Raw genomic sequence first — 13,840 nt, forward strand, 5'->3', positions numbered from 1 at the left:
CGAACGTGGCGGGTACCGGGGAATCCCTCCCTCGCCGAGCCGGATTTCACCGGCTCATCCCCGGGCGGGCCTAGGGTCACCATCCGGCGGAGGTGTTCGACCGGAGATACATCAGCACCGCCCGCACCCGCCGGTGCACACCCTCCGCCGCGTCGATCTGCAGCCGCTCCAGAATGCTCGTCACGTACGACTCGATGGTCTTGCTGCTCAGACGCAGACGGTCGGCTATCGCCCGGTTGGTGAGCCCCTGCGCCATCAGCGCCAGCACCTCCTGCTCCCGGACGGTCAGGCGGTCGATCCGGCCGCCCGTCCGGCGCCGGGCCATCAACTCCTCGACGAGGGCCGGATCGATGACCGCTCCACCGCTCGCCAGCTCACGCAACGCGGTGACCACCTGCTCGACGTCGAGGATGCGCTCCTTGAGCAGATATCCGACGCCGCCCTCACCCGAGTTGACGATCGCCAGCGCGTACTCCGTCTCGATGTGCATGGAGAGGACCAGCACCGCGATGCCGGTGTAGTCCCGCCGGATCCGCTCGGCGACCGCCAGCCCTTCGGTGGTGTAGGTCGGCGGCATCCGGATGTCGACGATCACCGCGTCCGGCCGGTGCCCGGCGACCGCGTCCAGCAGTTCGTGCGCGTCCTTGACCGCCGCGAGCACTGTCATCCCGGCCTGCCGCAGGAGGGCCGACAGGCCCTCCCGGATCAGCACCGCGTCGTCTGCGATGACGATGCGCACGGGATCACCGTCCGCAGCGTCGTGCCGACACCGGGTCGGCTCTCCCACTCCAGCCGGCCGCCGAGTGCCTCGGCACGGCGGCCGAGGTGACTCAGGCAGTCTTCGTCCTCAAGGGTCCGGGTCGAGCCGGAGCCGTCGTCGCACACCTCCAGGTGCAGGCAGTTCTGTTCCATCCGCATCCGGATCACCACTGTCGAGGCGCCTCCGTGCCGGACCGCGTTCGTCAACGCCTCCGCCGCGACGAAGTAGGCGGCTTCCGCCACCTCACGCGGTACCAGGCGGGGCCGGCCCTCGATCCGCACCGTCACCGGCGTGTTCGTGGTCAGGACGGCCAGCGCCTCGTGCAGCTCACGCCGCTCCAGCGCGGGCGGACGCATCCCTCGGCTCAGCAACCGCAACTCGGTGAGCGCCATGGCGAGTTCGGTGACCGCCGCGTCCAGGTGGGCGTCCGCCTCGGCGGTGTCCCGCATCGTCCGCCGCGCCATCTGCAACAGCAGGGTCGCGTTGACCAGCCGTAGCTGCGCGCCGTCGTGCAGGTCCCGTTCGATCTCGCTGCGCGCCCGGTGCCGGCCGTTGCGCGCCTCCTGCTCGTATCGGCGTTCCCAGAGCGCGGCGTCGGCCCGCCAGCCGCGAGCCTTGGCCAGCAGCACCAACGGCGGTATCAGGATCTGCAGGACCACACCTGCCGCATTACTCACCAGCCAGGCCGGATGGGACGGGGTGGTGAACAAGGGCACCATCGCCGCGGCGCCCACCTGCAGGCAGAGCAGGACGCCCGGGAGCACGACGATCCGCTGCGCGCCCTGCCACCGCCTGACCAGGTGGACGGCGAGCCAGATCGCCACCACCGTGGCCGCCAGCCGCGCGACCACCGGCTGGTACGGCGCGGCGGCCCAGCCCGGCTCGGGCAGGCAGGCCAGGCACGGGTCGATCGCGCCGGCCGGTGCGGCATAGCTGTCGATCACCAGCAGCGGCAGCCCGCCGAGCGCGACGGCCAGCAGGACGCGGTCCGCCCGGGTACGCGTACGGCCGCGCGGCTGGGTGACCAGGATGGCCACCAGGAGGGTCCAGATCAGCGGGTGCGCGACGGCGGCCACTCCGGTGCCCGTCTCACCGTGCAGCGGTCCGGTGCTCCGGGCCAGCCACACCATCGCGACGGCGAAGAACAGCATGCCGGTCAGCGGGTTGGCGGCCGACCCGATCAGGATCATCCCGGCGGTGCCGTAGGAACAGACCAGAGCCAGAGCCGTGGCGACGAAGAGCGTGGTCTCCGGGTCACCGGACTGGATCACCCGGACCGCGGCGACCAGGCTCCCGCCCAACATCACACAGACCAGCATCGCGACAGCCGCGCCCCGCAACGCTGGTCCCGCGTCGACTCGGCTGACTCTGCCGGGCATCGCAAGCCGGACCAATCATCCCTCCGCGGTCGGTAGCCGTTGGGAGCCGACCAGCGGACGGTGGTGAGCCGATGAACGGTCGCTCGACGGTCGCGACACGATCCCTGAAGACGATCAGACCGCCCGAATCGATCTCCTCGATCGGCGTCAATACTATCGCATCGCCGATTAATCGGGGGCCGCTAAATCGCATAAGAGATTCCGCAAAAGCGGTCATTACTCACCCACAGCCGCCGTAGCGGCCCCAAGCGCTCGAACCGGACACCGCCGAGCCGTAGCCCGATATCACCTATGATTCTGAGGGTATTTACCCTCCGTTCGGAACAGCAGGTCGACGCACTCCTTATCCGTCCCGCCCCGGCCGCACGGCATCGCATTCCACCCTGCGGGCACGCTTCGGCGATGGAGCAGGTCGGCGCACCAGCAGGCGATCCGCCGGGCGGACGGCGACGACATATTCCGGCAATCAGGATAATTGTCGTCCGCACCCAGGAAACAGGCCCGCACATACCACCTGCGGCCAGATGTCGCGGCCCCGACACAATAGAGGTGCGTCGGAGGGCGATCCCCGCGAGGCGTGATCGGAAACCCGACCGGACCGCAATTCGCCTGGCCATGCGCCGTACGGAGCCGAACTGCGCGTCCGAAAGGCGACACCGTTCCGAGCGCGATTCGCCACTGCGGCTGTCCCGGAACGGCGGACAGCATCGATCGAGACGAGGCACTAGCGTGACGCATCGATCGAACGAGAGGGAGGCGATCATGGCGGAACGGCGCGCGGTACTCGCACCGGGACGGGGCTACGACACCCGGGGACCGCTTTTCGTCTACATCGGGGAGGCGTTGCGCCGGCTCGGTTTCGAGGTGCACGAGGTGACCTGGCGGTCGGTGGACGAGCTGCGCCTCGACAGCGCGCCGGAGTGGGTCGCCGAGCAGCTGGATCCGGTCCTCGACGCCGGGGTGGATCTGCTCGTGGGCAAGTCGCTCGGCAGTTTCGCCGCGCCGCTCGCCGCCGACCGGGGCATCCCGGCGGTGTGGCTGACGCCGCTGCTGACCGACCCCGCCGTACGGGAGCCGCTGGGCCGGGCCACCGCGCCGTTCCTGCTGGCCGGCGGCACCCGCGATCAGGTCTGGGACGGTGCGGTGGCGCGCCGGCTCACGCCGTACGTGGTGGAGGTCGCCGACGCCGACCACTCGATGATGGTGCCCGGACCGTTGGCGGCCTCGGCCGAGGCGCTCGGGCGGGTCTGCACCGCGGTGGAGGAGTTCGCCGCCGGCCGATGACGGGTCAGCGGCGCCCTCGCCGCGTCCACACCACCGCCGCCACCGCCGCGATGAGCGGCAGCAGGCAGCAGAGCGTCAGGACGAACAGGTGCCACGGCTTGATCGCTCCCATGGGGCGAACGATAGGCGTCGCTGTCCACAGCCGCTACGCGGAGGCTCGGGCGGCCCTGCCGTCCAGCCACAGCGTGTCGCTGTCGTCGCGGTGGGATCCGGTGGACCCGACGTGCTTGGCGCTGATCTTCGGCCCGTTCCTGATCACGTGGACCAGAGCCATCGCGTGTCCCCGGCCGAGTCCGTACTCGTCCTTGAGCCAGCCCACGATCACGGCGGCCTTCACGTCGGCGGCGTCGTAGCCGCGCTCCCTGGCCTGGTCGACGAGCGTGCGCGGGGTCTTGCCGGTCTTGTCCTCGATCGCGTCGAGGTATGCCTGGAAGGACATCTGCCCAACCCTTCGCTCGGGAGGTGGTGACGACTCCAGCCTCCCGGGCAGGACGGGTGCCGATCAACGACGGACCAGGCCACCGTCGTTGCCTCCAGGGCAACGATCGCCGTCGGGCGAGACGCCGGAGAGCCCGGCCCGCGTGGTCGCGGGGCCGGGCTCTCCAGATCTCGGGGTACGCGCTCAGCGCTGGAGGGTGAGTAGTCCGGGTCGGTAGGGCAGGAGGCCGTAGTCGCCGCCGGAGTTGGGGGAGCGGCCTTGGTAGAGCAGTTGGAGGTTGCAGGGGTCGACGGTGAAGGTCTGGTCGGCGGTGGTGCGGATGAGTTCGCCGTGGCTGATGTCGTTGGTCCAGGTGGCGCCGCTGTTGGCCTTGCCGGCGAACGGGTTGGACTCGGTGGCGGCCTGCGGGGTCCAGGAGCCGTTCAGGCTGGTGGCGGTGAAGGAGCGGAAGTAGCGGCCCTGGGAGCCGATCGCTTCGACGATCATGAGGTAGCGGGTCTGGCCCTGGAGCTTGTAGACCTGCACGGCTTCGAACAGGTTGTTCGTCGAGTCCGACATGATGGTGGTGTAGTTGGAGCCGAAGCTGCCGGGGAAGTTCCCGATCGGCATGCTGGAGCGGTAGATCTTGCCGTTGTCGCCGGCGAAGAACAGGTACATGTTCTGGTCGTCGGCGATCAGGGTCTGGTCGATCGGGCCGGTGCCGGAGCCGGAGATGCTGCCGGTGAACAGCGGCTGCGCCGACGACCACCCGTTCGGGTTCGTCGGGTTCGTCGACGTGCGGTACGAGAAGGCGGTCGGTCCCCACTGGTAGGCCAGGACCCAGATGTTGCGCGGCGCGAAGTAGAACAGCGTCGGCGCCACAGTCCCCGACGACATCGCGTTCTGGCTGGCCGAGGCCATCTGCGACCAGTTCGAGAACAGACCGAAGTTCATCGACCCCCACGACGAGCCGGTGTCGTGCGTCGTCGCGTACACCAGATGCTGCCCGTTGTACGGCACCACAGTGAAGTCCTTCAACGACACCCAGCCCGAGCGCGGCTGCGCCAACGCACCAGTGGACGACCACCGGTACGACGACGGCAGGTTGCACGTACCACCCGGCGGCGGGGTCGTCGGAGGCGGCGTGGTGGGGTTGCCGCCGCCACCGTCCACCCGGACGAGCTGCCACTGCTGGTTGGCGCCGTTCCAGTCGTCGTACTGGACGATGTTTCCGCCGTCGGCGGTCGAGGCGCCCTGCACCTCCACCACCTTGTTGCTGTGGCGGCTGATCAGCCGGACGTAGCCGCTGTCGGAGTCGGCCAGCCGGAACTGCTGGTTGGTCCCGTTGAGATCGGACCACTGCACGATGCTGCCGCCGTTGGCGGTCGACCAGTTGTAGACGTCGAGCACCTTGCCGGACAGCCGCGACTTCAGCCGGTAGTAGCCGCCGCCGGAGTCGACGAACTGCCACTGCTGCTGGTTGCCGTTGTTGCGCGACCACTGCACGATCCGCGCGCCGTCGTTCGTGGCCAGGTTGTAGACGTCGAGCGCCTTGCCGCTGTTGCGGTTGACCAGGACGTACCAGGCGTTCGTGTCGACGCTCGCGGCGGCGGCGGGCGCGGACACGGCAGCCACTGCGGCGGCGCCGACGAGTACCGCGGTCGCGCCCGACGCGACGACTCGCGGCAGCCATCCGCGCCGTCGCGGCGGCGACACCGTCGATGGGGACCTACCGAATGCAAACATGTTCCTCCCTCTGATCACATGTTGTGAGCGCTAACAATTCGTCGTAGCGCACTGATCCCACACCCGGCCTGCCACGCGGCCACCCGCGCCCGCCCGGTGGGCCATCGATGCCGCCGTCCCGTGCCATCGACTGTGAGCGATAACACGTCGTTCGTCAAGTCGTAACAGTCGATGGACCGGCGAACGCGCCGCCGGCGGGACCATGTCAGCTTCTCGACCCAGCACTACCGCCGCCCGCACCGCGGCCCGACAGTGCACACGGCTGGAGGGGGTGGGGGAATTGGGGCAGCCGGCGAACGACTCCGTCATGATCCGGGACTGGTTCAGCATGCCGCGGGTGTCCGCCGAGGACCGGGCCGCGGTCTTCGGCGCACGCACCCAGGACCCGCGTGTGGAGTTCGTCGCGCTGACGGTCAAGTACTGGATGGACGCGCACGCCACGCGCTCGATGACCCGCGAGCGCGTGCTGGCCGCGATGACCGGCCGTATCACCCCGGACAACGTCTGGGACCTGGTCTCGATGCTCGCGCGGCTGCGCCTGGCCGAGGCGTTCTTCGACCTGGCCGCCTCCGACGTCGACTCCGACGGCACGTTCCGTCGCTACCTGCTCGGCCTCGACCCCGCGCTGCTCGACGCGATGCGGCACTACGCGGCCTGGAACGGGATCAACCCGAAGCTGTTCCTGGACGGCTTCGCCGTCGGCGTCGGGGAGTCCGTGGCGACAGTGGTGGTCGACCTCGGCAAGCTCGTGCAGTTGATCGGCCGCCTCCAGCAGGAGCAGTTCACCACGCTCATCGTGCTCACCGTCGACCCCCGCGCCGGTGTCCAGCGCCTCGCCGACCAGGCCACAGTCGTACGCCAGGCCCTGGCCGGCATCGTCGCCGCGCTGGACCCGACGACGGTTCCGGAACGGCTGCTGGCGCTGTGGCGCGGCTGGGCCGCCCAGTTCGCCAGGCACCTGGACGACCTCGACCCGTTCGCCGCCGGCCGCCTGCTCGGCCGCGTCGCCGGCGATCTCTACCAGGTGCTCACCGGTCTGGTGCATCTCGCCCGGCTGCTCGGCGGCGTCGCGGTCCGCGCCGCCGTCCGGTACGTGCCGCTGCTGCTCGCGGGCGCCCGGGAGGCGCGCCTGCTGACCGCCCAGACGGCCGCGCTGCTGGTGGCGATCGGCCGGGCGGCGATCCTCGCCGCGCCCCAGGTGGGCCTCGCGATGCTGCGGACGCTCTTTCCCCCGAAGGTGCTCGACGCGCTGTTCCGGCAGGGCCGGGTGCTGCTCGCCGACGCCGAACTCACACTGACCCTGTTCAACCAGGCGGCGCAGGCCGAGGCGTTCGCCGGCGCCGGGGCGGGCACCCGGCTCGGCGCGCTGGTGAGCCTCGACGGCCGGCCCGTGCTGATGGCGAGCATGTCGGAGACGGTGTCGTCGGCCGGCCGGGCCGCGACCCGCGCCGAGCTGAACGAGGCGCTCGACGAGATCATCAAGCGGGTCGAGGACCTGCGCGAGCTGAAACCACCGAAGACACCCCGGGACATCCGGGCCGCCGTCGTACGCGCCGCCATCGCCCGGCAACTGGAGCAGCGGCTGACCACCGCGTTCAACAGGGCACTCCAGACCGTCGCGTACGAGGAGTTCCGCGCGCTGCGGAAGGCCGGACAGGCACAGCCGTGGCGGCTCGGTCAGCAGGTGCACCGGCGGATGGCCGCCGAGGTCGCGCAGCTCGTCGGCCGGTCACCGGGCCTGGAGCCGTTCACGGAGAAGTCGCTGGCGACGGTCATCGAGGCGGTCCGCGCGGCCCACCCGGAGCTGGCACCCGCGCTGCGCGGCTCCGAGGCGGTGCTGCGCCAGACGGTCGCCCAGATGCTGCTCGGCCACCCGGACCGGGACCTGCTGCTGCGCCTCGTCGGGTTCACCGGCAACCCGGCCGCGACCGGCGCGGAGAAGGCGCTCGCCACCCACCTGGCCGAACGGTTCCGATGGAAGGCGTCCACCACGGTCGGGGACCTCCGCTCCGACCTGCTGCTCGTCGACCCCGAGGCGGCCCGCGTCACAAACGTCGACTGGACGTCCTCGACGAAGCTGGAGCGCTTCGAGAAGACCTGGGGGACCGTCGCCGACGACCTCGGGGAGACGTTCGACGGGCGCTGGGAGGCCGTCGCGGAGGCCTACCAGCGGGCCGCGAAGGGCGGTGTGCCGGCGGAGGTCGTCGCCGGCCTCGACGAGCTGACCGCACACGCCGTACGCGAGACGGTCGTCCGCCAGGCCGCCCTCAGCCAGTTGTTCCCCGGGTTCTTCGTCACCTCGCACGAGATGGCGTACCGGGGCCTGCAAAACCTGTTCAACCTGCCGCTGTAGAGGAGCACCGATGGGCAGAGTCGTCGTCGCCGACGCCGATCCGGCGACGCTTGGTTTCAGCACCGCGCATTCCGACCGGTACGTCTACTCCAACTACTTCGTACCGGTCCGGCTCACCTTCGGCGGTGGCGAGACGCCCATCCTGCCGTTCTACGTCAAGCAGGCGCTGATCGAGGCGATCCGCTACGGCGGGCTCGACGGCGACCGGCTGCCGCACCTGCTCAAGGAACTCGGCCTCTACGACCTGTGGAAGGCCAACGACATGGACGCCGCCACCGAGGCGCTGCCCGGCGTGGACTCGGGCATGTCGTACCGGGAGCCGCCGGCGCGGCGCCAGACGCTGCTCGGCGACCAGCAGGCGGAGTTCCTCGCCGGCCTGCTCCAGTCCGACGTGGGCATCGCGTTCCTCGACCGCACCCGGATCCGACCGGTGGGTTTCGCACTCGGCGAGCACGTCTACGCGCTGGCGCTCGCCCCCGGTGAGGAGGCGGTGCTGGAGCAGCGCACCTACACCAAGCGCGAGCTGACCCTGGAGGAGCAGAACGAGTCGGAACAGCAGACCGACGTCGAGCTGACAAGCGCGCTCACCACCGAACTCCAGGAGGGCTTCGAGCGGCAGAAGTCGCTCACCGACACCTGGGGGCTCAACGCGAGCCACACCGGCCAGTACACCAGCCCGACCGGTATCTGGGGCACCTTCAACGCCAGCCACACGATCGGCTTCGCCAGCAGCGTCACCGCGGCGAGCCAGGAGACGAGCCGCCGTGCCGTGAAGGACAGCCGGACCGCCACCTCGAAGGTCGCGGCGCGCTACCGCACCCAGCACAAGACCGACTTCAAGCTGGTCACCGAGACCGGCGCGGAGTCGTCCTCGAAGCGCACCGTCCGCAACCCGAACCGGGCCACGCCGATCACGCTGCACTACTTCAAGGTGCTGCAACGGCTGGAGCTGGCCCACGAGCGGTACGGCGCACGGGTCTGCTGGGCCCCCACGATCAAGGATCCGGCGTTCGCCTTCGCCCAGAAGATCATCGGCGGACGGCAGCGAATCCGCGACAACGCGGTCGCCGCGCTGCCCCCGGCGCCGGTGAAGCCGGAGCGCCCGCCGCGTGGCGCACCCGCCGCGGTGGAGACGCGCGTCGTGTACTCCCCCGTGGTCACGCTCGACAAGTGGGGATTCACCGGCGACATGAGCGCCGACTACGACGTCGACGTCGCGTTCGACGCCGGCTGGGAGTGGGACGGCGACATCGACACGATCCGGCAGAACCTCACGCTGATCACCCGCCGTCCGCCGGACGCGATCGCCGCCCGGGTGGTGGGCGTGCCGGTGGTCACCGAGGCGGACGGCCGGCCGGTGCTCCGCGTACGCGTGCACGTCGGCGCCCGGAGCTGGCTGGCGGGTCCGGGTGCCGACGTGCAGCTCGCCGCCGGGTTCCGGCGTACCCCGACGGTGGTGGACCAGACCGCCGACGACGCGGCGTACAACGCGCTCGTCGCCGGTTACCTGACCGATCTCCAGGAGTGGCAGGACCGGCGCGACGAGGCGCTGGGGGCGGCGGAGACGGCCGGGGACGAGTTCGAGGCGCGGCTGCGGGCCGGCTTCTCGCCGGTGAACGAGATGGTCTCGCAGATCGTGGAGACGCACTTCCCGGCCAGCGTGCGGGACGAGGCGTGGGAGATCGACTTCTGGCACCGGGTCTTCGACTGGGAGCGCGCGTCGTTCGTGGCGTACCCCGGCTGGTGGTCCGGCGGCGACGCCCGCGCCCCGGAGCGCGACCCCGGCGACTTCGTCAACGCGAGCTGGGCGAAGCTCTATCTGCCGGTGCGGGCCGGCATGGAGCTGACCGCGCTGCGGTGGATCTTCGGCAAGGTGGTGGCGATGCGCCTGGCACCGGAGGTGGAGCGGGAGCTGGAGGCGTTCGTGGACGAGCTGACGACCTACCGGACCGGCCACCTCGGCTCCGGCGACGAGATGCCCGAGCTGACCACCGAGTGCCAGGACGTGCCCGAGCGGGTGTACTGCCTGGCGAAGTGGACCGAGCTGATGCCCACCGACGGCACCCACCTGGAGGTGGTGCAGGGCATCACGACCGCGGCCGACGCGGTGACCGCCAAGGAGATCAGTGACGCGGAGGCGTTGCGGGCGGCGCTGCTCGACGGCGAGGTGCAGACCAACCGGCTCCGGACCAAGGCGTACGACCAGATGACCGAGCCCGCCGACGTCGACATCCGCCTCGGTACGCCGTCCGGGAGCGGCCCGGCCGTCTGAGCCGCCGGAGACAGGGTCGTCCACCTCGAGCACGCGTCGAGGTGGACGATTTCTGTAAAAGTATAGACTTTGGAATCATGTCGGATGGGCAAAAAGGGGCATAATATTGATCCCCCAGGTCGCTCCCTCGACGGCACAGCAGCCGCCGGTCGCGCAACCGTCCAAAATGCACTGCTTCCCACCGGCGGGTCGATACCGCGCGGCTCACAAAGCCTCTATTTTAAGCCGTTGCTTGTTGTTTCCGCCTGGCGTGTGCACGAACCTAAGGAAGACTCATGACGACCGTACCCATGCGCCAGGAAGAGCCCCCGGTGTCGCTGGGCAGGGTCCGCGCGGAGCCCCTCGACCGGCTCTCCGCAGCGGACATATCCCCGATAGTGCGCCGAGTGATGGCTACGCACCTCGATAAGACCCGGGTCCCGGCGGCGAAGTTCGGCTCGTTCATCTGATCTGCGATGTCCCCGGGGCCGGCCCGCGCGGCGCTCACCGAGTTCGTCCTGAAGGTGCACGCCAGGTGTGACCTGGCGTGCGACCACTGCTACGTCTACGAACACGCCGACCAGAGCTGGCGCCGCCGCCCGGTGCGGATGACGCCGGACGTGCTCCGGGCCGCGGCCGGACGGATCGCCGAGCATGCCGCCGCCCACCGGCTGCCGGACGTCACTGTCGTCCTGCACGGCGGTGAACCGCTGCTCCTCGGCCCCGAACGGCTGGGCCAGGTGCTCGCCGACCTGCGGCGCGTCATCGGCCCGGTCACCCGGCTGCGGATCGGCATGCAGACGAACGGCGTACTGCTCTCCGAGCGGTTCTGCGACCTGCTCGCCGACCACGACGTCGCGGTGGGCGTTTCGCTCGACGGCGACCGGGCCGCCAACGACCGGCACCGGCGCTTCCGGTCCGGCGCCGGCAGCTACGACCAGGTGCTGCGCGCGCTCGCCCTGCTGCGCCGCCCGGCGTACCGGCGGATCTACTCCGGCCTGCTGTGCACGGTGGACGTGCGCAACGACCCGATCGCGGTGTACGAGGCGCTGCTCGCCCAGGAGCCACCGCGGATCGACTTCCTGCTCCCGCACGCCACCTGGGACGACCCGCCGTGGCGGCCGGCGGGCGGCGGCACCGCGTACGCGGGCTGGCTGCGCGCCGTCTACGACCGCTGGCTGGCGGACGGCCGGCCGGTCGCCGTCCGCCTCTTCGACTCGCTGCTGTCCACCGCCGCGGGCGGACCCAGCGGCACCGAGTGGCTCGGTCTCGACCCGGTCGACCTGGCGGTGATCGAGACGGACGGCGAGTGGGAGCAGGCGGACTCGCTCAAGACCGCGTACGACGGCGCGCCGGCCACCGGCATGACCGTCTTCTCGCACGCGGCCGACGACGTGGCGGCCAGCCCGCTCCTGGCCCGCCGCCGCTCCGGCCGGGCCGGTCTCAGCGACGAGTGCCGGCGGTGCCCGGTGGTCGACCAGTGCGGCGGCGGACTCTTCGCCCACCGGTACGGCGCCGGGCACTTCGACCATCCGAGTGTCTACTGCGCCGATCTGAAAGAGCTGATCGTGCACGTGAACGAGAACCCACCGGCACCCGTCCGGCTCGACGCCGGCCTGCCCGACGACTTCATCGACCGCCTCGCGGCGCCGACCGGCGACCGGGTCGCCATCGGCCGGCTCGTGGAGGCACAGATCGCCATCGTCCGCGCGCTGCTCGCCGAGGTGGCCGACCGCCTGCCGGCCGGCGGGGCCGGAGCCGACGGCTGGGAGGCGCTGGCCGCCCTCGACCGCAGTGCGCCGGAGTCCGTGGCCCGGATCGCGGCCCACCCGTACGTGCGGGCGTGGGCCGTCGACTGCCTCGCCGGCACCGGCACCGGCGCCCGGCAGGGACCGGACTACCTGAGCGCGCTCGCGGTCGCCGCCGCGCTCGACGCCGGCACCCCGGTACGCCTGGACCTGCCGGTGCGGTCCGGCCGCCTGCACCTGCCGACGGTGGGCACCGTCCTGCTGCCCGAGGTGGGCGACGGCACCGCACGGGTCGAGACCGGCCCGGGCTCGCTGCGGGTGACCGCCGGGAACGTGAGTGTGGCGATCCGCCCCGGGACGCCCGGGGACGCGCCCCGGTGGTGGCCGACCCGCGTACTCGTCGCGGCGGACGTGAGCGTCCTGCTGGAGGACGGCGACCCGCACCGCGACTGCCACCGGCTGCCCGCCGGCGACCGGCTCGACGACGCGGGCGCCGCGCGCTGGGCCCTGACGTTCGCGGCGGCGTGGCAGGTGATCCGGGACGAGGTGCCGGGCCACGCCGAGGAACTGCGTACCGGGCTGCGGGCCGTGGTCCCGTTGCGGCGCAGCGGCGCGGGGGTGAGTGAGGCGTCGACCGCGCGGCAGGCGTTCGGCGGCGTCGCGGCCACGGAGACCGACGCCGGCTCGCTCGCGGTGCTGCTCGTGCACGAGTTCCAGCACAGCAAGATGAACGCGCTGCTGGACGTCTGCGACCTGGTCGACGGCACCCGCCCGATCGACATCACCGTCGGCTGGCGGCCCGACCCGCGGCCCGCCGAGGCCGTCCTGCACGGCATCTACGCGCACGCGGCGGTGGCCGACATCTGGCGGATCCGGGCCGACCGTCAGGTCGACGGCGCGCAGGCGGTCTACCGCCGGTACCGCGACTGGACGGCCGAGGCGATCGGCGCGCTGCAGCGGGCGGACGCGCTCACCCCGGCCGGTTCGCGGCTGGTCCGGCAGGTCGCCCGCTCGATGTCCGGGTGGCCGTCGTGACCACCGCCGTCCCGCCCGCGTACCGGGTCGGCACGCTCGCCGCCGACCTGCGCGCGCTCGGGCTCGGCCCCGGCGACGTGGTGCTCGTGCACTGCTCCCTGCGCGCGCTCGGACCGGTCGACGGCGGACCGGCCACGCTGGCCGACGCCCTGCGGGCCGCCGTCGGCCCGTCCGGCACCGTCGTGGTCCCGGCGCAGACCCCTGACAACTCGGTGAGCAGCCCCGCGTACCAGGCCGCGACCGCCGGGCTCACCGACGAGGAACGCCTGGCGTACGAGGAACGGATGCCCGGCTTCGACCCGGCCGTCACGCCGTCGTTCGGGGTCGGCGCGTTCGCCGAGCACGTACGCCGGCTGCCCGGCGCGGTCCGCAGCCGGCACCCGCAGACGTCGTTCAGCGCGTGGGGGCCGCGGGCGGCGGAGCTGATGCGCGTCCACGACCTCGACTCCCATCTCGGGGAGCGGTCCCCGCTCGCCGCCCTGGAGGCGGCCGGCGCCCGGACGCTGCTGCTCGGTGTCGGTTATGCGACATGCACCGCGCTGCATCTCGCCGAGTACCGGTTGCGGCGCCCGGCGCCGCGTCGTCCGTACCGCTGCTACGTGCTGCGCGACGGCCGCCGGGAACGGCTGGACTTCGAGGCTCCGCACCTGGATGCGGCCCCTTTCCCGGCGATCGGCGCGGAACTCGACCGGGCGGCGTTCACCCGGCACGGGACGGTCGGTGACGCACCGGCCCGGCTGCTGCCGATATCCGACGCGGTACGCACCGCCGTCGCGTGGATGGATGCCCACATCGGACGGTGCGGGCCTGGTAACCCGAGCGCAACCTCTCTACCCTGATCGATAGACGCCGCATCGTGTCGACTG

At 71.4% G+C, this 13,840-nt stretch carries 9 protein-coding genes; 5 read left to right on the forward strand and 4 right to left on the reverse strand.

The window, feature by feature from the left end:
* Positions 1-76 precede the first annotated feature (76 nt).
* Positions 77-739, reverse strand: a complete 663-nt coding sequence (locus CLT75_RS23270) for a response regulator transcription factor (protein ID WP_135242461.1) — start codon at positions 737-739, stop codon at positions 77-79.
* A complete protein-coding gene (locus CLT75_RS23275; RefSeq protein ID WP_486485362.1) occupies positions 706-2,064 on the reverse strand; it encodes a sensor histidine kinase in 1,359 nt (452 codons plus the stop codon). The genes CLT75_RS23270 and CLT75_RS23275 overlap by 34 nt, the downstream gene beginning before the upstream one ends.
* Positions 2,065-2,901: 837 nt before the next feature.
* Here CLT75_RS23275 and CLT75_RS23280 point away from each other — a divergent pair.
* A complete protein-coding gene (locus tag CLT75_RS23280; RefSeq protein ID WP_135242463.1) occupies positions 2,902-3,423 on the forward strand; it encodes an alpha/beta hydrolase in 522 nt (173 codons plus the stop codon).
* Between the two features lie 145 nt (positions 3,424-3,568).
* On the opposite strand, the gene CLT75_RS23285 is transcribed toward CLT75_RS23280, so the two are convergent.
* Both CLT75_RS23285 and CLT75_RS23290 read right to left on the reverse strand, forming a co-directional pair.
* Positions 3,569-3,862, reverse strand: coding sequence for a DUF4287 domain-containing protein (locus CLT75_RS23285; protein ID WP_135242464.1), 294 nt, complete (start codon positions 3,860-3,862; stop codon positions 3,569-3,571).
* A 183-nt stretch (positions 3,863-4,045) separates the two neighbouring features.
* Positions 4,046-5,587 carry a non-reducing end alpha-L-arabinofuranosidase family hydrolase gene (locus tag CLT75_RS23290; RefSeq protein WP_135242465.1) on the reverse strand — a complete coding sequence of 514 codons (1,542 nt, stop codon included), beginning with the start codon at positions 5,585-5,587 and terminating at the stop codon, positions 4,046-4,048.
* A 307-nt stretch (positions 5,588-5,894) separates the two neighbouring features.
* On the opposite strand from CLT75_RS23290, the gene CLT75_RS23295 reads away from it, so the two are divergent.
* From CLT75_RS23295 to CLT75_RS23310, 4 genes are all read left to right on the forward strand, one after another.
* Positions 5,895-7,940, forward strand: a complete 2,046-nt coding sequence (locus CLT75_RS23295) for a hypothetical protein (protein WP_486485252.1) — start codon at positions 5,895-5,897, stop codon at positions 7,938-7,940.
* Between the two features lie 10 nt (positions 7,941-7,950).
* Positions 7,951-10,212, forward strand: a complete 2,262-nt coding sequence (locus CLT75_RS23300; protein WP_135242467.1) for a hypothetical protein — start codon at positions 7,951-7,953, stop codon at positions 10,210-10,212.
* Between the two features lie 455 nt (positions 10,213-10,667).
* Entirely contained in the window at positions 10,668-12,974 is a 2,307-nt protein-coding gene (locus tag CLT75_RS23305; protein ID WP_135242468.1) for an FxsB family cyclophane-forming radical SAM/SPASM peptide maturase, read from the forward strand.
* A complete protein-coding gene (locus tag CLT75_RS23310; RefSeq protein ID WP_135242469.1) occupies positions 12,971-13,813 on the forward strand; it encodes an AAC(3) family N-acetyltransferase in 843 nt (280 codons plus the stop codon). Before CLT75_RS23305 ends, CLT75_RS23310 begins: the two co-directional genes overlap by 4 nt.
* Positions 13,814-13,840: the final 27 nt, after the last annotated feature.

Source organism: Micromonospora sp. CNZ285 (assembly GCF_004637285.1).